At 64.1% G+C, this 21,865-nt stretch carries 20 protein-coding genes; 3 read left to right on the forward strand and 17 right to left on the reverse strand.

Annotation, left to right across the window (positions count from 1 at the left end):
- Nucleotide 1 precedes the first annotated feature (1 nt).
- From AC4D6D_RS22625 to AC4D6D_RS22685, 13 genes are all read right to left on the reverse strand, one after another.
- Nucleotides 2-868, reverse strand: coding sequence for an alpha/beta hydrolase (locus tag AC4D6D_RS22625; RefSeq protein ID WP_491327762.1), 867 nt, complete (start codon nucleotides 866-868; stop codon nucleotides 2-4).
- A complete protein-coding gene (locus AC4D6D_RS22630) occupies nucleotides 865-1,323 on the reverse strand; it encodes a hypothetical protein (protein WP_491327763.1) in 459 nt (152 codons plus the stop codon). Before AC4D6D_RS22630 ends, AC4D6D_RS22625 begins: the two co-directional genes overlap by 4 nt.
- Nucleotides 1,320-2,306, reverse strand: coding sequence for an MBL fold metallo-hydrolase (locus AC4D6D_RS22635; RefSeq protein ID WP_491327764.1), 987 nt, complete (start codon nucleotides 2,304-2,306; stop codon nucleotides 1,320-1,322). Before AC4D6D_RS22635 ends, AC4D6D_RS22630 begins: the two co-directional genes overlap by 4 nt.
- 88 nt (nucleotides 2,307-2,394) lie before the next feature.
- Nucleotides 2,395-4,713: a TonB-dependent receptor gene (locus tag AC4D6D_RS22640; RefSeq protein ID WP_491327765.1), complete on the reverse strand. Its 2,319-nt coding sequence runs from the start codon at nucleotides 4,711-4,713 to the stop codon at nucleotides 2,395-2,397.
- Between the two features lie 60 nt (nucleotides 4,714-4,773).
- Nucleotides 4,774-5,607: a fumarylacetoacetate hydrolase family protein gene (locus AC4D6D_RS22645; RefSeq protein WP_491327766.1), complete on the reverse strand. Its 834-nt coding sequence runs from the start codon at nucleotides 5,605-5,607 to the stop codon at nucleotides 4,774-4,776.
- A 46-nt stretch (nucleotides 5,608-5,653) separates the two neighbouring features.
- The gene (locus AC4D6D_RS22650; protein WP_491327767.1) at nucleotides 5,654-6,538 is read right to left on the reverse strand and encodes a VOC family protein; all 885 of its coding nucleotides are present in this window, start codon (nucleotides 6,536-6,538) and stop codon (nucleotides 5,654-5,656) included.
- A complete protein-coding gene (locus AC4D6D_RS22655) occupies nucleotides 6,535-6,966 on the reverse strand; it encodes a GlcG/HbpS family heme-binding protein (RefSeq protein WP_491327768.1) in 432 nt (143 codons plus the stop codon). Before AC4D6D_RS22655 ends, AC4D6D_RS22650 begins: the two co-directional genes overlap by 4 nt.
- On the reverse strand, nucleotides 6,963-8,486 hold the full coding sequence (locus AC4D6D_RS22660) for a bifunctional 3-(3-hydroxy-phenyl)propionate/3-hydroxycinnamic acid hydroxylase (RefSeq protein ID WP_491327769.1): 1,524 nt from the start codon (nucleotides 8,484-8,486) through the stop codon (nucleotides 6,963-6,965). The genes AC4D6D_RS22655 and AC4D6D_RS22660 overlap by 4 nt, the downstream gene beginning before the upstream one ends.
- Nucleotides 8,487-8,501: 15 nt before the next feature.
- Nucleotides 8,502-9,737: an amidohydrolase family protein gene (locus tag AC4D6D_RS22665; RefSeq protein ID WP_491327770.1), complete on the reverse strand. Its 1,236-nt coding sequence runs from the start codon at nucleotides 9,735-9,737 to the stop codon at nucleotides 8,502-8,504.
- A gap of 97 nt (nucleotides 9,738-9,834) precedes the next feature.
- Entirely contained in the window at nucleotides 9,835-10,767 is a 933-nt protein-coding gene (locus AC4D6D_RS22670) for a LysR family transcriptional regulator (RefSeq protein WP_491327771.1), read from the reverse strand.
- Between the two features lie 631 nt (nucleotides 10,768-11,398).
- On the reverse strand, nucleotides 11,399-12,307 hold the full coding sequence (locus AC4D6D_RS22675; RefSeq protein WP_491327772.1) for a glycoside hydrolase family protein: 909 nt from the start codon (nucleotides 12,305-12,307) through the stop codon (nucleotides 11,399-11,401).
- A gap of 5 nt (nucleotides 12,308-12,312) precedes the next feature.
- Nucleotides 12,313-13,104: an SDR family oxidoreductase gene (locus AC4D6D_RS22680; protein ID WP_491328796.1), complete on the reverse strand. Its 792-nt coding sequence runs from the start codon at nucleotides 13,102-13,104 to the stop codon at nucleotides 12,313-12,315.
- Between the two features lie 175 nt (nucleotides 13,105-13,279).
- Nucleotides 13,280-13,705: a DUF3224 domain-containing protein gene (locus AC4D6D_RS22685; protein WP_491327773.1), complete on the reverse strand. Its 426-nt coding sequence runs from the start codon at nucleotides 13,703-13,705 to the stop codon at nucleotides 13,280-13,282.
- Between the two features lie 116 nt (nucleotides 13,706-13,821).
- On the opposite strand from AC4D6D_RS22685, the gene tnpA reads away from it, so the two are divergent.
- The 3 genes from tnpA to tnpC all read left to right on the forward strand — a co-directional run bounded on the left by tnpA (nucleotide 13,822) and on the right by tnpC (nucleotide 16,334).
- Nucleotides 13,822-14,280 carry an IS66-like element accessory protein TnpA gene (gene tnpA, locus AC4D6D_RS22690; protein ID WP_491327774.1) on the forward strand — a complete coding sequence of 153 codons (459 nt, stop codon included), beginning with the start codon at nucleotides 13,822-13,824 and terminating at the stop codon, nucleotides 14,278-14,280.
- Nucleotides 14,277-14,630 carry an IS66 family insertion sequence element accessory protein TnpB gene (gene tnpB, locus AC4D6D_RS22695; protein ID WP_491327775.1) on the forward strand — a complete coding sequence of 118 codons (354 nt, stop codon included), beginning with the start codon at nucleotides 14,277-14,279 and terminating at the stop codon, nucleotides 14,628-14,630. The genes tnpA and tnpB overlap by 4 nt, the downstream gene beginning before the upstream one ends.
- A 129-nt stretch (nucleotides 14,631-14,759) precedes the next feature.
- Nucleotides 14,760-16,334, forward strand: a complete 1,575-nt coding sequence (gene tnpC / locus AC4D6D_RS22700; RefSeq protein ID WP_491328797.1) for an IS66 family transposase — start codon at nucleotides 14,760-14,762, stop codon at nucleotides 16,332-16,334.
- A gap of 26 nt (nucleotides 16,335-16,360) precedes the next feature.
- Here tnpC and AC4D6D_RS22705 read toward each other — a convergent pair whose 3' ends face one another.
- The 4 genes from AC4D6D_RS22705 to AC4D6D_RS22720 form a co-directional block, all read right to left on the reverse strand.
- Nucleotides 16,361-17,071 (reverse strand): imm11 family protein, encoded by a 711-nt coding sequence (locus AC4D6D_RS22705; protein WP_491327776.1) that lies wholly within the window; start codon nucleotides 17,069-17,071, stop codon nucleotides 16,361-16,363.
- 785 nt (nucleotides 17,072-17,856) lie between these two features.
- The gene (locus tag AC4D6D_RS22710; RefSeq protein WP_491327777.1) at nucleotides 17,857-18,144 is read right to left on the reverse strand and encodes a hypothetical protein; all 288 of its coding nucleotides are present in this window, start codon (nucleotides 18,142-18,144) and stop codon (nucleotides 17,857-17,859) included.
- A gap of 18 nt (nucleotides 18,145-18,162) precedes the next feature.
- The gene (locus AC4D6D_RS22715) at nucleotides 18,163-21,531 is read right to left on the reverse strand and encodes an RHS repeat domain-containing protein (protein ID WP_491327778.1); all 3,369 of its coding nucleotides are present in this window, start codon (nucleotides 21,529-21,531) and stop codon (nucleotides 18,163-18,165) included.
- Nucleotides 21,524-21,856 (reverse strand): PAAR domain-containing protein, encoded by a 333-nt coding sequence (locus AC4D6D_RS22720; protein ID WP_491327779.1) that lies wholly within the window; start codon nucleotides 21,854-21,856, stop codon nucleotides 21,524-21,526. Before AC4D6D_RS22720 ends, AC4D6D_RS22715 begins: the two co-directional genes overlap by 8 nt.
- Between the last annotated feature and the right edge of the window lie 9 nt (nucleotides 21,857-21,865).

The raw sequence follows: 21,865 nt of genomic DNA on the forward strand, positions 1-21,865 counted from the left end.
CTCAGGAATGGTCGGCGAAGAAGGAAAGCAGTTCATCCGACAGGCGGCGGTCCGCGGTGCCGAGATGCATGGCCATGGAATAGTGGTTGTGCCCGGAGGCATAGTGCGCGCGCGGCAGGTGGCCATGTCGGCCGAGGCGGGCTTGCAGCAGGCTCGCCCATTCCGCCTGGAAGCGCGGTGGATCGAACTCGGCGCAGGCGAGCAGGAGCGGCAGGCCCGTCGCCATCACCCCCCCCATCGGCATGCGCAGGTCATAGCAATCCTCCGGGCCGTAGTAGAGCATGTCCCGCTCATCCAGCGGCGTGAAACCGTAGAGGCCCGAGAGCAGCGCCGCCCCGCGCACCAGCTTGCCGTGATCCTCGCGCGCTTTCAGAAAGGCCGAGATATGGACAGCGCCCGCCGAAGTGCCGAGCAGGAACATCCGCTCCGGATCGCCGCCGTGCGACGCCACGTTCACCCGCAGCCAGTCGACCGCGAGGCCCACGTCCTCCGCACCGGACGGCCACATGTGCGCGGGCGCGAGGCGGTAGTTCATCACCGCGCCGATCAGCCCATTCGCAGCCGCCCAGCGCCCGACATGGGCATTGGCCCAGCCGCTCCCCCCATTCTCGCTATGCCCGCCCTTGTCGCCGACGAGAAAGCCGCCGCCGTGGACGAAGAGCACGACCGGGCGCCCCTCCCCCTCACCGTAGAGATCGAGGCGGTTGCGGGGGTCGGGGCCGTAAGCGCAGTCTATCGCGACCGGCGGAACTTCGGCGGCCAGCACCTGCTGCTCGGCGTCGAACAGGCTGCGGCAGGCGCCGACGACATCGGGACCCAGCCGCGTGCCCATCGCGGCGATGACACCTGCGGTTTCACCAGCGGTCATGCCGTTTCCCTCCCTCTATACGCGAACAGCCGGGTGAGCGCGAAAGTCGTTCCGGCCACGCCCAGCCCGGTTCCATAGACCAGCTTCACGATCAGCCCGAAAGTCCAGCCGATCTCGCGCCACGGTCCGAACAGACAGATCGCCGCCAATGCTGCCGCACTCGCCAGCCCGGCCAGCACGACGGCCAGAATGGTCCGGACGATGAAGGGAGCGCCGCCGGTTCGCGCGCCTTCCTTGCGCAGGCTCGCCGAGACCACCAGCAGCGGCACCAGCGACGACATCAGCGCGATGGCGGCGGCCTGCGGCAGGAAATCCAGCGCGAAATTGTCAGGCGCGGCAAAGTGAAGCCGGCGATTGGCGAAACCGAAGACGCCGAAGAAGAACGCCGCGCTCAGGACGAGGTTGATCGCGCCGCTGGTGATCTGCTCGCGTCGCAGCCGGGCGGCGATGTTCATGGGCGGCACCCGAGGTCGAAGCTCTGAAGATCGCGCGCGAAATCGACTGGTCCGGCATACTGCTCCGCAATCCCGGAACGGATGGCGGGCTCGTATAGCGGCAAAGGCCCCGGCGGGACGGCGAAGTGAGTCAGCACCACCCGGCCCACACCGGCCTGCGCGGCGATCTCGCCGATCGCTTCGGGCTTCAGGTGATGGGTCGAAAGATGGCGCTCCATCCCGACCAGCATCTCGGGTGAGGCGTCCTTGCGGCGCATGCGAATTTCGCCCAGCAAAGCGTCGAGCGCGATGATCTCGGTAACGAACATGTCGCTGCCTTTGGCGAGCGTGGCGACGGCGGCGCTCGGCCCGGTGTCGCCAGTATAGGTCACGCTGCGGTTGCCGAGGGCAAAGCGATAACTCAGCGAGACATTGCTCGGATCGGGCTTGCCGTCATGATCGAAATGGCTGTTGGCGGCGGCCTTCACGCTCGCCCCCTGCCCGAGGTCGAGCGACTGCCCATCCGCCAGTTCGATCACCCGCACCGAGTCCGCCGGGCGTGGCGGCGGCGTGCCGAGACCGAAGCCGATACTGCCCGGCGTCGCCAGCGAGGCGACGATGCCTTCGACGACCACGCGCGTGCCGACCGGACCATAGACGGTCAGCACTCCGGGAAACTGGTTCATCCAGCGCAAGCCGATCACGGCAGCGAGGCCCCCGGTGTGATCGAGATGATTGTGGCTGATGAACACCGTGTCGACCGCGCCGAGATCGAGACCGATCCGCGCCAACTGGTCCACCGTGCCGTCGCCAGTATCGACGAGTATCCGCCGCTCGCCGATGGTAAGGAGGTTGGCCGGTTCCGAACGCTCGGCGGTGGGCACCGGGCCGCCTGCGGTCCCCAGCGTCGTCCAGCGCAGCGCCGGACAGCTTGTGGCCGCCAGTGCAGAGCCGGAGGACATCGCTGCCACCGAAAGCGCCAGCGCCATCATTACGCGTTTCACCTGCATCTTCACCCCTTGCTTTGGGCCGCCTCTGACGGGCCGTTCGGAAATCCGGCCGGGACCTCGTTTCGGCCCCGGCCGGATAGGCTCAGAACTTCGTTTCGGCCTGGATACCGATGGTGCGGCGGCCCTCACGCGTCAGCCAGTTCACGTAAGCGCCCGAGTCCGCGAACGGCAGGTGGATGACCGAGGCATGGAAGCGCTGGTCGAGCAGGTTGCGCACGAAGGCGCCGATCCGCCAGTTGCCGTCCGGATGGCCGATCCCGGCGGAAAGCCCGATCGTGCCGTAGCCGTCCTGATAGGCATAGGCATTGGCCACCGCGTACTGCACGCGGCTGCGGTAGTAGATATTGGCCGAAGTATCGAACTGGAGGTTGTCGTTGATCGGCAACTTCACGTCGGCGCCCAGCGTGGCGCTGTACTTGGGCGCGCCGGAGAGCGGTTCACCCCGCGCCTGGACCAGGCTGGTGACGCCGTCCGCCGCCAGATAGCAGGAGTATCCGGCCTTCACGTCCTCGGGGCAGGCGGTCACATAGTCGGTGAACTTGGTGTCCGAATAGGTGAACCCGCCGCTGAACGAGAGCACCGGTGTGACGCGCCAGGACGCATCGATCTCAAAGCCCTTGGCGGTGAAGCCACCAGCGTTCTCGGTCACGAATTCCACGCCGTTGAACACCGAGGTCTGGAGGTTCTTGTACTTGTCGTAGAACAGGTTGGCGTTGAAGGTCACGGCCTTGTCGAAGAGCTGCGACTTGATGCCCACGGTGATGTCGCGGACGGTCTGCGGCTTCACGTTGGTGCGTGTGCCGGTGAGGCCGGTGAACGTCACCGTCGGGCCGAGGTAGCCACGCGCGATGGTGCCGAACAGCATGACGTCGGGCGTGATCTTGAACTCCGCGCCGCCGCGGCCCGACCACGAACCCTTCTTCGTGCTGCCGGTCTGGAGCGGCGTCGGCGTATAGGGCGTGACGAAGCCCGAGCCGTCCGCCGCCGGTGCGGCAGAGGGGAAGTTCGGGTCGGCAATCGAGAAGTACGAGGCCTTCACCCAGTCGTACTGATAGCGCAGGCCGCCGATCAGGCTGAACTGGTCGGAGACATGGAACTTGCCGTCGAAGAAGGCGGCCAGAGAGTCCGAGCGCGTCTGGGTATTGCCCTGCCCGCCGGAGATGTTGACGATGAAGCTCTGGAACGGATTGGCGGGACGCAGCTGGGCGCGGTTGAAGTCGTTGTCGTCACCCACCTTGCGCCGCGAGGCATAGACGCCCGAGGTGAATTCCAGCTGGCTGCCGCTGGGCGAGCTGATCCGCAGTTCCTGCGAGAGGAACGACTGGTCGGTGCCGGTCTGCTGCGCGGTGAAGACCGGGACGCTGGAGCCGTCGATGGCGAAGACCTGCGGGCCTTCGTCGAGACGACGGTAGGCGGTGATCGAGGTCAGGTTATAGTCGCCCAGCGCGTAGTTGATTTCCATCGAGGCGCCGTAGTTCTGCTCCGACGAATAACCGCCGTAGTCCTCGACCGACTTGGTGTTGTCGAAGCCCGCCGTCACGCCCAGCGATGAGAGATTGCCGAAGCGTGCGGCCATCAGCGGATTGGCGAAACTGGGCAGACGGTTGAGCGTCCAGAGCTGGCCGGGTCCCTTGCGGCTGATCTTCGAATAGTCGCCGATGATGTAGATCGAGAGATCGTCCGTGGGCTCGTAGAGGAACTTGGCGCGGCCGCCGTAGCTTTCCTCGCCGCCCCAGGTCTCGTCCCGATAGACGTTCTTGAGGAAGCCGTCGTTGCGGCGGTAGAATCCGAACACGGCAAGCGCCGAGTTCTGCGAGACCGGCACGTTGACGCTGGCATTGGCGTTGACTTCGTTCAGCTGGGCATAGCTCAGGAAGGCCTTACCGAAGAAGTGCGAGGGATCGGGCTTCTTGGTCGTGATGTTGATGACGCCGGACGAGGCGTTCTTGCCGAACTGGGTGCCCTGCGGCCCCTTAAGCACTTCGACGCGCTCCAGGTCGCCAAGGCTGTTGATCGGGTTGCCGAAGGGAATGACGACGTTGTCGACCACCGTGCCGACGTTCTGTTCCGACGAGCTGGAGAAACCGCCCGCCGAGCCGACGCCGCGCAGGCGGAAGCCGGAATCGTTGGGCGATGACCCGAACTGCACGCCCGAGAACTGGTACTGGATATCGGTCAGCTTCTGGAAGCCGCTCTCGGTAAGCTGGTCGCCGGTGATGGCGGACACGGCGATCGGCACGTCCTGAAGGCGCTCGGCCCGGCGCGAGGCGGTGACGATGATGTCGGTGCCCAAGATGGCCGGAGTTTCGGGGACCTGCGGGGCCTCCTGCGCCATGGCCGGCGTGCTGAAGGCGCCTAGGGCGATTCCTGAAAGCAGGGCGAACTTGCTGAAAGTGTTCATGTTGGTCTCTCCCCAAACGGATTGTTATTACCGATTTTTATGGCTGGCTATTGCGACCCGTCAGGTCTCGTCGATGACGGGGTTGGAAAGGGTGCCGATCACGCCCACGGAGACTTCCACCGTATCTCCGGCCTTGAGATAGAGCGGCGGCTTGCGTTTGTCGCCGACGCCGCCGGGCGTGCCGCTGGCGATCACGTCGCCGGGCTTCAGATCGGTGAAAGTGGAGCAATAGGCGATGATGGTGGGGATATCCCAGATCATGTCCGACACCGGCTGGTCCTGTACGAGTTCACCGTTGACGCGGGTCTGCACGCGTTGCGAGGCAAGGTCTGCGACCTCCGAAGCGACCACCATCGACGGGCCGAATCCACCGGTGCCGGGCCAGGTCTTGCCGGGGGTGAACTGGATATTGTGGCGCTGCCAGTCGCGGATCGAACCATCGTTGAACGGCGCGAAACCGGCGACGTGGTCCCAGGCGTTCTCCGGCGCGATGCGGCGGCCGCCCTTGCCGATGATGACGGCGAGTTCGCCCTCGTAGTCGAAGCGCTCGCTTTCGGGCGGGCGGACCATGGCATCGCCATCGGCGATCAGGCTATCGGCCCAGCGGGTGAAGATCGCCGGGTGTTCCTTCTGCTCGCGGCCGGTCTCGGCGACGTGGGTGGCGTAGTTGAGGCCGACGCAGAGGATCTTTTCGGGGTTCGGAACCACCGGCAGCAGCGTGACGGCATCGCGGGCGAACTCGCCGATGGTGGGCAGTGCGGCGAGGTCACCGGCCAGCACCTCCTTCAGCAATGCGTCGCCGCCGGATGCGCCCAGATCGATCACCTTTTCCCCTTCGAGGCGGCCGAAGCTCTTGGTGCCATCGGGACGTTCGAAGCTGATGTAACGGTTCATGCGTAGTCTCCCCTGCCCCGCGATGGCTGCGGCGGCGGTCAAATGGTCAGAGCGGCGCGGCTTCCCAGTCGCGGCGGAAGCGGAAGCGTTCCTCGGCACGGCGCAGGCCATCGAAATCCTTGTCGGACATGCCCCACTGGTCGATGCGGTTCGGCGGCCAGGTCCAGTCTTCCGGGGCACCGGCCTGGTAGTCCTCCGGCACCTTTTCGACCGCGGTCGAGAACTCGATCACCGGGCCGAACGGGGCGATGAAATAGGCGTAGACATTGGCGCCGGGGCCATGGCGGCCGGGGCCCCATGCGGGAACCATGGCGTGATCGCGCAGGCGGCCGATGCCGCGCATCACCGCATCGATGTCCTCCATCTCGAAGGCGACATGGTTGAGCGAGGCAAAACCGGCGCGGGCGAAGGCGGTGGAGTGGTGACTGTCGTTGCAGCGCACGAAGACCATGCCCTTGGTGCGGTCGGACACGCAGAAGCCGAGAATGTCCTCGACCGCGTGGCCACAGGCTTCGGCATCGGCGGCGTTGAAGACGACGTGGGTGAGCTTCACCGGCAGGTCGCGCCCGGTGATGGGTTCGACTTCGGTTGCGTCCACCAGAAAGCGCAGGATCGTGCCTTCGGGCAGTTCGACCAGCAGGCCGTGCCCGCCGCCAAGGTCGTGGGTCTGGGTCGGGCTGGCGGTCCAGCCCGAGGCGGCGATGCGCGCCTTCAGCGCTTCCAGTTCCCCGGCCGTGCAGACGAAGGTGGTCGAGCGGACGAATTCGTCTTCCGACTGCTCGAACGCGACGAGGTAGGGGAACGGACCGGAGCCGCGCAGATACTGTGTCTCGCCTTTCGTCTCGACAGCGGTCATGCCCCAGATCTCGGTCATGAACGTGGCGGCGGCGGCCGGATCGGGCAGCGCCAGTTCGATGCTGCGCAGTTTCATGCCTCTTGCTCCTGAAGAAGTCCCGCCGAGCGGATGCCGGCGCGAGCGCAGCCAGCATCGCACTCGCCGGTGTCACCGCTGACGCCCACGGCGCCGATCAGGGTACCGGCAGCATCGCGGATCACTACCCCACCCGGTGAGAACGCGATGCGGCCGCCGACGACAGCGGTGACGCTTTGAAAGAAGGTCGGATTGCCCTTGGCGCGCTCGGCAAGGACGGCGGTGTCCGCGTCCATGCCGACAGCGCCCTCGGCCTTGGCCTTGGCGATGTCAAAGCGGTAAAGGCTCGCCCCCTCCTCGCGGGCGAAGGCGACCGGGTGTGCGCCCGCGTCGAGCACGATCACCGCCAATGACTTGGCATTGCGAGACCGCGCTTCGGCAAGGGTGCCGGTGACAATGGCCTGTGCTGCGGCAAGCGTGAGGGTCATGCGGCAAGCTCCTGATGGCTGAAAAGCTGCGCCGCACGGGCGGCGAGGAGGTCTTCGGCGCTGTGGCTGGCGGTGCCGAAGACGTAGTGATCGGGGCGGATCAGCACGGCATCCACGCCGTGTTCGTCGAGCCATGCAGTGACCGCGCCATTGTCCGGCAGGGTACCTGCCGAGACGCGGGTGACGCCCTCGGTCCGGCCCGGCACGGCATCGTCGCGGACGAAGAGGCGCCAGTCGCCGCCGGTCAGGTCATCGAGCTTGCGGCCATCGGCAAGCACCGGCTGCACGAAGCGCGCGCCTGCGCCGGAGGTCTGCGCGAGCACCACGCCCTCGGCAATGGCGGGGATCAAGTCATGCGCGGTCTCGCCGGACTTCCGGCGCGCTTCCTCGCGGATGCGGGCATCGCGGGCGGCGGCCTCGACAGGATCGAGTTCGCAGATGTAGCGACCGGCCGCAACAGCCGCGCCGATCACCGCGCGGACATGCGGATCGCGCTCGCGCTGGTAGCTGCCCAGCACGGATGGCTCGGCGCCGTGATTGGCCACCGCGTCCATCTTCCACGCCAGATTGGCGACATCGCGCAGGCCATGGCACATGCCCTGCCCGAAGAACGGCGGCGTCTGGTGCGCGGCGTCTCCGGCCAGGAAGACGTTGCCGACCTGCCACCGATGCGCGACGAGGCCGTGGAAGCGATACGTCGCGGCGCGGACGATCCGGTGCGGCACATCGGCCATCCACGCGCCGACCAGTTCGGCGACCTTTTCCGGCGCCATCATCGCGGTGTCGTCCTCGCCGGGGAGCAGCATGAACTCCCAGCGGCGGTGGTCGCGGCGGCCGGGGACCACGGTGGCGGGGCGCGAGGGATCGCACATCATCACCGAGAGACGCTGGAGATCGGCCCCCTCCGGCACACCGGAGAGCGGCGGAAACGCGACCGGCCCTTCCACTTCGGCATCGACGACGAGCCAGGGCTCCTCGAAATCGAGATCGTCCAGCACGACGCCCAGCGCCTTGCGCACGGCACTGCGGGCGCCGTCGCAGGCGATCACCCAGCGGGCCTGCACGGTGCGGACTTCTCCGTCCTCGCTGTAGTCGACCGTCACGCCATCATCGTCCTGCATGAGGCCTAGGAACGTGGCGCCCAGCACGAGTTCGACGTTGCCCTTGTCCGCCAACCCTTCGCGCAAGTGCGCTTCCAGCTCAGGCTGGTAGAAGAAGTAATCGTTGGCCCATCCGAACGAGCGCGGCTTGCCCACGGTGCCCATGTAGCGGATCACGCCATGGTCGGCGCCGACATGCAGGTGGCCGTCGGTGGCGATCATGTCGCCCTCGACCCGGTCGATCACCCCGGCGGACTGGAACAGGCGCATCATCTCGTGATCGAGATGGACCGCGCGCGGCAGCGGATAGTGTTCCAGTTCCCGTTCGAGAACCAGGACCTTGAGCCCTTTCAGGCCGAGAAGGTTCGCGGCCAGCGCGCCCACCGGGCCGCAGCCTACGACAACCACGTCGTACGACATCGATTTAGCCCCTGGTTACTCTGTTGCTTCGATCTCGGCGGGAGCCTTGTGGAACGCCCCGCCCTTCATGATCATGGTCAGCCGGTCCTTGTCCTGCAGCACCGCGACGTCCGCCGTGGGATCGCCGTCGACCAACAGCAGGTCGGCCAGCCAGCCCTGCTTCACCAGCCCGACCTCAAGCCCCATCAGTTCGCCGCCGTACTGGGTGGCGGAGCGCAGGGCCTCGGCGGGGGTGAAGCCGTAGTGCTGAACGAAATGCTCCAGATCGCGGGCGTTGCGGCCATGTGGATTGAACGGAAAGCCGTAGTCGCCGCCGGTCAGGATCCGCACGCCGCGCGCCTTCAGTTCGGGCACCAGCTTGCCTTCAAGACCCATGCGCTCATGCGCGCTGGCCTTCATGTGCGTCATGTCGACATGCGGCGGCGGATTGGCCTCGATCGCCGCCACCGAAACGCCGGGACCGGGTGCGTAGAAGAACTTGTCCTTCTCCGCCGCCATGCGATCGACCGTCGCCGCATCCGCGAACGAGCAGTGGTAGAGAATGCGCGTACCGGCATCGAGCGCGAGGCCGATGGCTTCGGGCGAATAGGCATGGGTGGCAATCCACATGCCCGCCTCGCGTGTCGCTTCTCCGGCGGCCTGCATTTCCTCAGCCGTGTAGAGCACCTGCATTGCCGAACCGGGCTTCAGCGCATCCTCGCCGGAGACGACCAGTTTGATCGACTGGACGCCCTCGTCCTTGCAGTAGGCCACGAACTTGCGCATCGCCTCGGGCCCGCGGCCGTTGAACACATCGCCGGTATCGACGCCTTCGTCGCCTTCCGGGCTGCGTTCGAGGGTGGAAGGCACCATGCGCGGCCCCGGCGTTTCACCCGCCGCGATGGCAGCGGCGAGTTCCGGCTCGATCATGTCGCCCAGCGCGCCGGCCGAGTAGATCGAGGTGAAGCCATGGTCCAGCAGCACGCGCGCATTGCGCCAGGCCGCGACCTTCAGCTCGTCGGGCGGAAGAATGAACTGGTGGTAGATCTTCTCGACCGAAGACCCCCAGGTGAGGTGCGTGTGCGCGTCGACCAGCCCAGGCATCAGCGTCTTGCCGCGCCCGTCGATGGTCACGTCGGCGGTTTCACCCGCCATTGCGTCGTCACCGTAGGCCACGCAGGCGATCCGCTCTCCATCCACCAGCACCGAGCCGGTCTGGAGAGCACTGCCGCTGCCGTCGAAGATGGATACATCGCGGATCAGGGTCCGCATCGTTCTCTCCCGTCTTTTGTCTTTCGATCGAGGAGGATTTAGCGCGCTATCGGCCCTCAAGTAAAATAATGAGTTTTCCATTTGCCATAGTCAAAAACTATGGAACCTCGGGCAGTGCCTGTAGCATCGCTTCCGCCAGTGGGGAGAGCCGGCGGCCCGCCAGACGCAGCACGCCGACACTGCGCTCGAAGACCGCCTCCTGAATGGCGATGGCCCGGATCGAGCCGTCCGAAGCGCCGTCGAGCGCGACCGTGCGCGGCAGCACGGTGACGCGGTCGGTCTCGCGCACGATGGCGCGGGTGGTGAGCAGGGAATCGCTGCGGATCGTCGTGCGCGGCACCGAAACACCGGCGGCAATGAACAGGGCGTCGACCTGACGGCGGAAGGCACCGCGCGCCTCGGGCAGGACCCAAGGGTAATGCTCGACCTCGCGCAAGGAGACGCGGCTCCCCAGATCGGCATGGCGCGGGCCGACGATCAGCGCGAAGGGATCGCGCGCGCAAGTCACTTCCACCATGTCGGTCGGCACGTTCTGGATGCGGGTGGTGACGAAGGCGAGTTCGATCTCGCCCTTGCGCAACATATCGAGCAGTTGTTCGTCGGGTTTTTCGACCGCGCTCAACGCGAAGTCTCCAACCGCTTCCTCCACGCGCATGATCGCACCGGGCAGCAGCGTCAGCAGCGCGCCGGGTGTGCCACCGATCCGCAGCGGTCCGGCGATGTGGTGGCGGGCATGCTCCACGTCGCTGACGGCATCGGAAAGCAGGCGGGCCATCGCCTCGGCCGGACGACGCAGCACTTCGCCTTCGCGGGTGAGAACGATCCCGCCGCGCCGCCGCTCGAACAGGGCGACGCCGAGACGACGTTCCAGCAGGGCGATAGTGTTAGACACAGAAGGCTGCGACAGGTTCAGCATCCGCGCCGCTGCACTGATCGAGCCGGTTTCGCAGACCACGCGGAACGTCATCAGCGCGCGCGGATCAATCGCCGGCATGCGCGCCAATGGCGAGGAGGCGGCCTTATCTGTCATGTCGGTCTTCCTCTCAGTTTATCGCCGCTTTTCAAGCAAGTCTCATGACCGAGACAAAACGTTCAGGACCGTTAGGGGTTGTCGCCAAGCATATGGTGACACCGGTAAATCTGCCGCAGCTTCAAGATGCCCCCCATTATTCCTGTCCGGCCATACCCGACCATTCTACTCTCCGAAAGCCTGCCCAGGTTCTCGTTAACCACCCGGTGGCGCCATGTTACACAGGGACGATGTGGTTGTAGGAAAGCGGCATTTCGCGAGCCGCGCTTGCAGATCAGGCTGGACTGACAAAAAGCACGGTCCCTGCCGTCGTCAGCGAAATGGGCGACCGCTCAGCCTCAGGCCATTCTGCCTTGGAAGCGGCGCATCAAAACATCGCGCGCACGCCGAAGACTGCCGAAACGCCGGAAGGTCTGCATCTGCGGAGCCGAATTCTGGCTCTGGGCGTCTCATAGGAGTCGACGGCGGAAGGCAGCATAGTGCCAACTCTAGCCTTTCTTAGATGCACAGCCTCGCTTGTAAGCCGCCGTTCGAAATCTAAATCGATGCGTCGCGCGGGACCGGTCAGTTGCAACCGATCTGCCAATCCTCAAGATTGCCGATCATCGTTCTCGCGCAAACTTAGGCTGATCTAGCGCGTAGCGTAACGGTGGATCCTTGCGCGGCGAAGGATCTTATCCTCCAACGAATAATAGAGCCAGATTGCGTCACCAGTCACAATGCATGACGCCGCAAAGGCAATGTCGGTGGCGTCCCGGCTCTTGGCGGGCGGCGGCATGAGGATCGGTTCAAGGCCTCGTCCGGTCACGCAGCTGAAATCGGGTGCGAAGCTGATCCAGCCGATGCGCCAGCGCGCATCCACCGTCGCCCCGTTGTAGAACATGACTGGATCGTAGCCCGGCTGCTGGAGGACCGGTCCGGTCGACAGATGCCAATTGTCCCAGCCGTCCTCCCGGATCGTGAATGGATCATCGACCACCGTCCACGGACCTTCGGCCGTCGCCCCCTCCGCCATGCCGATCCGCGAGGCATTGCCCCCGGCATATTCGTAGAAGAGTCGGAACCGCCCGTCCGATCCCTGCGCCAGCGTCGCTTCCTTGATGTTGCCTTCGCCGTCGGGTGCCTTGAGCATGACCCGTTGTTCGCGCAGGCTGGTTAGGTCCCGCCCTTTCGCCACCAGCAGAGCGCCCTGTGACCGGGCGGCATCGACGCCAGTGTAGAAGACAAGATAGGCACCATCCTCACCAAGCACGACGGTCGGATCCTCGCATCCGCCGGCATCGTCGGGATTAGGGCCAGGCAGGATCGCCGGTACCTCACTCATCCGGAAAACGAGACCATCGTCTGATTCCCCGCCCCAGATAACTCCGGTCGGATCGCTCGGCGTCAAAGGATTGGGAACGACGCGGACGAGCAAGCGATAGGTCTCACCCTCCATCCACACATAGGGACTCATCAAATCATGATGTGCCAATCGCCCGTCGGGCCCGGCGATATCGAGCGTGACGGTCTGCAATTCCTCGACAACATAGGCGGCCATTCCCGTTAGGCTCCTTGTGCAACGGTCAGCGACAGCGCGCCGTCGATCGTAACGGTGGTGCCGGTGATATAGTCTGCGGCGGATGAGAGCAGGAACAGGATCAGATCGGCCACCTCGTCCGGCGTTCCTGCGCGGCCCCAAGGTATTGCCATTTCCTTGCGCCGCAGTTCTTCGGGATGATCGAGCGCGCTCTGGTTCATCGGGGTCAGAATCATGCCGGGCGCGATCCCGTTGACCGCCACACGCTTCGGCGCGAGTTCTAGCGCGAGGGTCGCTGTAAGCTGCGCGAGGCCTCCCTTGGCGGCGTCATAGTCGACCCCACCTGCACGTGGAGCGCGTTCGTGAATCGAGGATATGTTAACGATCCGGCCGCCTCGGTTCGCACTATCCAGCGCGCGCACCATGCGCCGACATGTTAGGAACGGACCGTAGAGATCGGCGCGCACCAGGCGATCGAACTGGGTCAACTCCATATCGCGGAGCATCACGCCAGTCATATTCAGCCCGGCCGAATTGACGAGAAGGTCGACCGTGCCGAAGCGCTCTTCTGCCAGATCGAAGAGTGCCTCGACGCTCTGCTCATCGCCGACGTCGGTCCGTACCGCCACGGCCCTGCCGCCGCTGTCGGTGATTTCGGCGACGACTGCGTTCGCTCGGCCCTTATCCGCGAAATAGGTTAGCGCGACAGGGAGGTCCGCTTTACCCAGTTTGATCGCGGCGGAGCGCCCGATCCCCGATTCCCCACCCGTCACGATCGCGACCGATGCCTGATCGAAGGATAATGTGTGATGTGCCATGCACTGATAACACCCGAAGGTGTCGTAGGTGCCGTTGCTCAATCAGCTTAGATTGGCTGGGCATAACATATTCAGGGGCATGGCTGCTTTTGGCCAGCCTTGCGCCCACCGTTGCCATACATGAATGTATTGGCTTATCCCGAGAGCAGACACATGCAGAGCGTGGCAACTCAGTTCATTCATCTACTGAGATGTTTGGGAGACTGTATTCGATCCAGATTCGATGCATGCCATTTGCATCGACCTCGATGCCACCAGTACCGGATATTCCTTCGAGCTCACGTGTGCCGCTCTGGTCGACAATGCGGAAAATCTCATTTTCGCGGCTTCCCGACGTGGTCGAAGCTGAATGCATGAAATTGAAGGAGTCGGACAGATCGTGGATATACCCTTCGAAGCTTTCCATGGCCACATAAGTACCTTTTCCAGCAGAACGGTCAAATGCGGCCGTAAAGATCGTGACAGAAGTACCGGAAATATTTCCAGTATAGCGCTTCACCAGCGTCGCTATTGAAACTGGCAGGGCAGTTTCGACGGATAATTTTGAGGCGAGGTTTTCTGGCTGGAATTCATCGACTGAAAATGATCCCTCGGCTTTCATGCTAAAATCCCCAATTTGATAGTAAGCGTCCGCCCTCCGGCGTGTTGCGGCATTTCAGCTCGGCGCTGATGGACCTTAGCTAAGGAGTCTCTTTCTGGACTCCAGAAGGAGGCCAAGTGAAGGATCGGGTGGAGATCATCGCGCGCACCGAACGGCGCAGGAAGTTTTCGGATGCCGAGAAGGCGGCGATCCTTGCCGAGGCAGATGCGGACGGCGTATCGGTCCGTCAGGTGGCTGAGCGCCATGAGATTGCCGAGAGCCTGATCTATAACTGGCGGTCGGCGCACCGCCAGGCAGCAGCCATTGCCAGTGAGGCGCTTGAGTTCATTCCCTACGGCGCGATCATGACGACGGAGCCCGCAGCTGCGCCAGCGGTGCCTGAACCCCAGAAGGCGCCGCGACCTGTTTCGCCGCCGGTGCCATCAGTGTCGGAGGAACTGATCCGCCCACACCCCGGTGCCCGCCCCGGCGCGATAGACATAGACCTGCCGAGCGGTGTGCGTTTGTCGGTAGACAGCTACGTGAACGAGAAGGCGCTGGCCCGCGTGCTGCGGGCATTCCGGGATGTCTCGTGATCTCGCTTGCGCCCGGAACCAAGGTCTATCTGGCGAGCAAGCCGGTCAGCATGCGGCTCGGTTTCGATGGGCTGGCGGTGCTGGTCCGTCCTCTGTTCGCGGTCGAGCCTTACGGCGGGCATGTCTTCCTTTTCCGCAGCAAGAGCGGCAATTACCTGAAAGCGCTGCACTGGGACGGGACCGGGCTTTGTCTGTTCGCCAAGCGCCTGGAACGCAGCCGTTTCATCTGGCCGCCGCTCATCGAAGGCGGTGTCGTGCTGACCCCAGCGCAGTTTGCGTTGCTGATCGAAGCAATGGATTGGCGGCGCACAGTGGCCCCTGATCCGCCCCGCCTGCCGGTGCAGATTTGACGCGATAATCGCCGCATTTCCGGGGTTTCTGCTTGGGCAGAAGGCCGGATTCTGCTATCGGGAAGCGTGTCTCCCGACGATCTCGAACTCCCTACTGATCCCGCAGAACTGCGCGCCTTTGCCGAGGCGATGCGCGCACGTCTGGCTGCCTCGGAACAGGCGCTGGAAGCCGAACGGGCGGCCCATGAAGCGACCCGCGAGAAGCTCGAGACGGCCCAGAACTCGATTAAGCTGACGGCGCTGCAGATCGAGAAGTTCAAGGTCCAGTTGGCCCGCCTCCGGCGCATGAAGTTCGGTCAGTCGTCAGAGCGTCTTGCGCATCAGGCCGATCAGCTCGAGCTGACGCTGGAGGATCTCGAGGCCGAGCATGCCCACGCCGAGTGTGTGATCGAGGGCCATGCGCCCGAAGATTCCCCGACCAAGGCTGCCCCTCGCAAGCCTCGCCGTGCACCATTGCCCGACCACCTTCCTCGCGATGAGGTTATGCACGCAGCGCCAGATGCCGACGGCTGCTCCGCCTGCGGCGGCAGGATGGGCAAGCTCGGCGAAGATGTGACCGAAGTGCTGGAATATGTCCTCGGCCGCTTCCGCGTCGTCCGCCATGTCCGACCCAAGCTGTCCTGCAACCGCTGCGATGCAATCAGCCAGGCACCCGCCCCGGCGCTTCCCGTGCCGCGTGGCCGCGCTGGTCCCGGCCTACTGGCCCACGTTATCGTTTCCAAGTTTGCGGATCATCTGCCGCTGTACCGCCAGTCACAGATCTACGCTCGCGAGGGCGTGGAGATCAGCCGTTCGACCATGGCGGACTGGCTAGGCCAAGCAAGCTGGCTGCTGCAGCCGCTGGTCGATCGGATCGCCGATCACGTCATGGCCAGCGTGAAGCTCCACGCCGACGACACTCCCGTCCCGGTGCTGGCGCCGGGGACCGGGAAGACGGCAACCGGGCGGCTATGGGTGTATCTGCGCGATAACCGACGATGGAGCCACTTGGATAAGCCGGCCGCGCTGTTCCGCTACAGCCCCGATCGCAAGGGCGAGCGACCGCGCGAGCATCTCAAGACCTTTGTGGGCTTCCTGCAGGCGGATGCCTATGCCGGTTTCGAGCGTCTCTACGCGAGTGACCGCCAGCCCGCGCCGATCACGCCGGTTGCGTGTTGGGCCCATGCCCGGCGCAAGCTGAACGATGTCTACAAAGCAGACCCGAACTCGGCTGCGCTCGAAGCGCTGCAACTGATCGGCGAGCTTTACGACGTCGAGCGGCAGATCGTGCGTGAGCCGGCGGAGTTTCGTCGCAAGGCTCGTAAGCTCTCAAAGCTCAAGGCGCTGGATTTCTTCGCGTGGGGCGACGAGGTGCTGGCCAGGGTATCGGTCCGATCGCCGCTGGCCGAGGCGCTGCGTTATGCGGTGAAGTTGAAGCCGCAACTGCTTGCCTACACCGACGACGGCAGGCTGGAGATCGACAACAATCCGGCAGAGAATGCCCTGAGGGGCATAGCCGTGGGGCGCAAGAACTGGATGTTCGCAGGCGCCGACTGCGGGGGCGAGCGGGCCGCCGCCATGTATTCGCTTCTGGAGACGGCTAAGCTTAACAGCGTCAATCCGCAAGAATGGCTTGCCGATGTGCTCGACCGTGTCGGTAAGGGGCACCCGATCAACCGGATCGACGAACTGTTGCCTTGGAAATGGTTGGAGCTGTGCAATTAAGCTGCCTCTTCAGCCACTGCTCACTGTCAAACCTCGGGAAAATGTTCCTCAAATTTGGGACTCCAACCAGTACACTTGGCCTTCTGCAAAGCTGACCAGAAAATTTCAGTTACAGCTATGCCCTCATGAACGTAGAGCCATTCATACCAGATAGCTCTGCCAGCTATCCGTTTTTTATCAAAAACCAGTGATGTTGGCCCTGCGTTGACACAGACTGTAGCATTGCTGGATTCCACAACGTTAGGCCCGGACCGATCGACGTCGATCGTTGCCAATCTCGATGTGACGTTCAGAAGCCAACGACGATCAGGCAACGGGTTGCCAGCCCGGTCAATAAACTCGAACGGGAGGTACTGGTTTCGACCGGGATCGCAGGCTTCTAAGACCTCAATGAATTTTTCCGACACAGCATAACCAAAGCTTGTACACACAACGTCTTTGATAGCTTTCGGAACTTTCTTCACTCGATCACGCAATGGTTCATCGAAATTTGGCCAAATATGGCCGTGGTTCGGCCACGGTTTTCCTCGCGATGCGCCAAATTCTTTTGGGGAATATGGCCCTGCTTCTCTTCGTGACAAATACCTGTGATGAGTTTCCTTCTCCGCGCTCTTCCATGCCTTGAGGTAAGTCTCCACGAGCCCCTCACGCATGGATTCAAAGCGCACATGCTCTTCGGGTATCCGCTCGATGGCGGGACTAACGTAGGGAGCATTCCAGATGACGAAGCATGCCATGGAGTGCGTGTATCAAGCAGCCTCTAAATGAAGGGTAACTGTTCAGACGGTTATTTCACGCTTCATGCTGGACCAAAGCCGGACGCTTACATTTGATAACTGCCGCCAAAGCGGCCGAAGAATTTATATCGTTCTTGCATTGTTCCAAATCTTCGGTGTCAAATGCGTCATTTGATCGTTCAATGCTGGACGTGATTGTGCATTCAAGGCGCCGATAGGGATGTCGCGACCGCGCTGGCAGTATAATTTGGGGGGCACGAAGTTGGAGGTCAAACGTGGTCACCTTAAGGGGGCATGATTAAGTCGACCAACTGCGTGTGCGGATTCCCCATTTGGGCACTCTGGCCTGCCAGCTGATGCCGGATAGATGTTTGCAAACGATCCATGCAGAACGTTTAAATGCCGCTTGCAAAGCGAGAGCCGTCCATAGAGATAAATCCACCGGCATACCTCAGCGGTCGAGGCACCCTGCGCCGGCACAATCTCAACTTCACGCAGCTTGCCGACGATCTCTTCCGGCTTGTGCTTCTTGTTCGGCATTCATCGTCCCTTTCGTGGTCCAGACTATCCGAGTCTCTGGCCCACTCAGTGGGAGGGCAGATCATTACGGCACTTTAGGCATAGTTCGTCGCCCCCTCGAAGCCGGAGGCGACCAGGAGGGGCGACGGTGTAGTAATCCGCCAGGGTGCAACTCCTACTTGAAGATCAATGTCCTCGTATCGCATGGACTCTCGGTGATCCTGCGCGATCCAGCCGCCATCAAGACCGCCTTGTGCAGCATCGGCTCAAGCCCGAGCCCGTTGCCATTCGCCTTCTGGCGCAGTTCGCCAGGCCCGCCATCCCAGAGGCAGATCGGCCAACTGGGTGAGCGAGGCGTCTTTCGCCACGATGCTGCGCAGCGACACCACGCGCGCTTCTTCCTCGCCCTTCGGCATGCCATCGTCGTCGTGGAATTGCCAACCACCGTCATCCTCATCATGCGACACGTTCGCGATCCAGCGACCTTCCTCCACAATCGACCGCGTCGTGAGAACAGCAACGTTCGGCGGGTCTGCGAAAATCCAGTTATCCATTCTTGATGTCCTTAGGTTTCATCGATCGGTTGGATCGGTCGGAAGCGGAGGCGGCGGGATCGACCGATTGTTGCGCGCCGGGCTGTTCGACTTCTGCCGGTTCGTTTCCCGCGAGATCACACGCGCATTGCCATAGCTGTTCGTACCGCGCGCGGCATTCGGATTTGCGGGGTTTTTCGCGTCGATATGATCGATCTGTGCCTCGTTGCGCGGGGGCGTCACCCCGCGCTGGCTTTTCTGCGGCATGACCAGGGCCTCTCCCGTATCGTCCGCGCGAAGGACGCCATTGTTGCGGCGCATGTTCTCTTCGTAGATCGCACGCTTTTGCGCCGGGGTGAAGTTTCCGCCGGGCTTGACGCTGGCCGGGTCCTCAAGATGGGAATAGGGCCGCTTGATCGGCAAGCGGCTGCCGACGAAGCGACCGACCGGTCCCATCACGGCCCCCAGGGCAACGGCTTTCGCAGCGTCCGTCATGTTCCACTCGGCGCCGGGCGTCATGGCGACATCGGCGGAGTATCCGATCAGGCCGCTGGCCCCGCCGACACCCATCACCACCCCGACCCCCGCCGAAGCCGGTACGAACACGAAAGGTACGGCAGCGATCGCCCCGACCAGCGCGCCCTTCAGTCCTGCCGCCAGAATGCAGGAAAGACAGAACTCCTCCTGGTTCAAGGCCTCGTTGACCATGAAGCCCGCGGCGCCTGCAGCCGCACCCGCTCCGATCACCACAAGCGCGAGCGGTGCCGTCACCGGAGCGGTGATTACGACGACGGCCGCCGCGGCAACTGCGGCGACGACGGCCAACGCGGTCTTCCACCATAGGCCCAGGGGATCGGCCTTGTTCAGCGGATCGTTGCCCGCGTAGAGATAGAGGTTGAGCCCGCCCGCCACGCCGATGGGGTCGGGCGTCAGATACCTTCCGATCGCCGGGTCGTAATAGCGAAACCGGTTGTAATGCAGGGCGAAACCGAATTCGTCGTCCGCATATTGTCCTTGCAGGCGCAAAGGCTGATCGACTTCCCCGATACGGACATGCGCGCACCCGAAGGCATCGTGCTGCGCCTCCCACACGATCCGCCCGCCCGGAGCGGTCAATCGTAGCGGCGCGCCGTTGGGAGCTGTGTGGGAGCGGTACACCACGCCTTGCGTGCGCATCAGCATGGGCACGAAGCCGAGCGGCCAGTAGCAATGGTCGCGGGTCCGGCGCTCCGAGCCATCGGAGCCCTGCCAACCGGCCGCGCTTTCGGTCGTCACCACTTCGCTGACCATCTGCTCACCGGCCCAGACGAAGCGGGTCAGGGTAACGCCGCCCTCGGCGCTGGCCCGCTTCCAGATGCGTCGGCCGAGGGGGTCGTAGCCGAAAGCCAGACTGCGCCCACCTGCATCGCTCGCTTCGATCAGCCTGCCGAAACCGTCATAGCGGTAGTTCCAGTCACCCGAGCTTCCCGATCGCCGGATCACCCCGCCTTCGGCATCGTGGCGGTAGCTGTCCCCGCCATGGGTGACGATACGGTTGGCGACGTCGAAGCGCGCGGCGCCGCCGGGACCGGATACCCGGTTTCCCGCGCCATCGTAGCCGAAGCGCTCTTCGCGCCCGCCGTCGACGGCTGCCACGATCTGCCCTTCCGCATTGTAGTGCCATGCGGCAGGCCCGATCCGCGTATCGCTTCGCCCGACGAGGCGATCCTCGGCATCGTGCATCCACGAAGTTTCCCACAAGGCCCCGCCCTGAACCTCGACACGCGACGCCGCCGCCAGCCCGGTGCGGTCGGACCAATGGGTCTCGACGACCCCGTCCGCGCCCGAGAACCGCCATCCCGCGTCGCCGTCCGCATAGTCGATGCCATGCCGAGCGCCCGACCAGTCGATCACTTCCACGATCCGTTGATCCGCATCGCGGCGCCAGCGCACGGCATCCCCGCAAGGATAGACGATGCCCGTATGTCCGGTCGCGTCGTAGAGATGGCGGATGACGTCTCCGCCCTGGCGTTCCTCCAGCAGCTTTCCGGCATCGTCATAGACCCAGGCAAGGTCGATCTCGCCATTGGCTGCGGCGATCAGGCGTCCAGCCTCGTCATAGGCGAATGTCGCCGGAGCCTCGCCCGAAGCGGCGATGACTACCGGACGGCCGGCATCGTCATAGGCCACGTCGAGAACCCGTCCACCGGGCCTGGCGATCTGGACCACCCGGCCCGCCGGGTCGAAAGCGTAACGCTCGGTCCGGCCATCGGCATAGTGCGTCGCTTCCGGTCGCTCACCCGCCCCGTATGCGAAGCGCGTGACCTGCCCGGCGCCATCGGCGGCGGCCACCAGGCGGTCGCCGTCGTAGGCAAACCGCTCGGTCCGGCCGAGACGGTCCCGGCGCGCGGAAACGAGGTTGCCCTCGGCATCGCTCAGCGCGGCCTCTCCGGTCCGGGCGTAATCGGTGCAGACATTGGTGCCGTCCGGAAAATCGAGCCGTGCGATCCTCCCGATGCGGTCGTACCCGGCGCGGAAGCGTTCCATGCCGTCGCGCGAGACACGCTCGGCCCTGCCTTTCGGGTCGTAATCAATCGCCAGGACCGAACCGGACGGAGCCTCCAGGCGAGCCAGCCTGCCGTCCTCGTGCACCTCGATTTTCCAGCGCCGGTCGAGCGGACTGACGACCTCCTCAACGAGACCGGTTGCCCCCAATCCGAGGCGCAGCGCTCCGCCGTTCGGCCCGTGCGCGAGAACGGCATCCTGCGCGGGACTGACTTCGGCCTTTCCCTCACCGAAACTACGGGCCAGCTTCCCGGCCACGCCCTGTCGGCGCAGGGCCGCTACCTGGCGCGGGCTGATGCGCAGGACTTCCCCCACCGCCCGGCGAGCCGCAGGTGCAATGATGACCTCGTCCCGCCAGGCGACGAACGTGCGGCCCGCCGGATCGATCGCGCCGAAAGTCGAGATCGGCCCGAAAAAATCGTTGAGTTCGCGCTCGCTCGAAGCACGCAGATAGGCGGGCAGGATACGCGGGTCCCAGTAACGAAAGAGCCAGCGCTCACCCTTCGGCGAAAGGACGGTTAGCATGCCGCGAAGGTGATGGCGGACTCGCCGGGGACCCGCTTCCGAGATCAGGTAGCAGCCCCATTCTCCTGCTCCCCATCGCCCGGTCAGCGCCTCCCGCTCACCTTCGCGCACCACAAAGAGCCAGGGCGCCTTGTCGCCATGCGTGCCCCTTGCCGCGCCGAGGTAAAGGCAGGTCGCCTGACCGTGATCGCGCGCGATCGCTTGGATGCCGGGCACCGCGCAGCCGTCGACGACCGCGTAGAGCGCGCCCTTCGCCGCCGCCTCGTCCAGGTAGAGCGGGTCGATCTGCTGAAGGCGGACGGACGCGCGATCCAGCGCGGACCGTGCGGCATCAGGCACGAACGAAAGGCGCGCCGTTCCGCTGCGCGCGATCCATGGTACCCATGGCAGTGCCCTTGCCGTTGCCGATGAACACGGTGGCGGCGCCAATATCGACTGCGCCCTTGTGGCATGTCGTATCCGTCCGGCGCGCGGCGGGATGCTTCTCGATCAGCACTGTGGGCGATCCCGTCTCGATCACGGTGTCGCCGCAGCTACAGTCGATCTTGCTGCCTTTCACGGCGGCCTGCCTGCCCTCGATGAACACGGTTGCGGCCCCGGTAACGATCGGACCGCTGCCGTTCGGGCATTTCTCGACGTCTCCCAACCGGGCAGCCTGAGGCATCTTTTCCTG

The organism is Novosphingobium sp. BF6 (genome assembly GCF_058273105.1).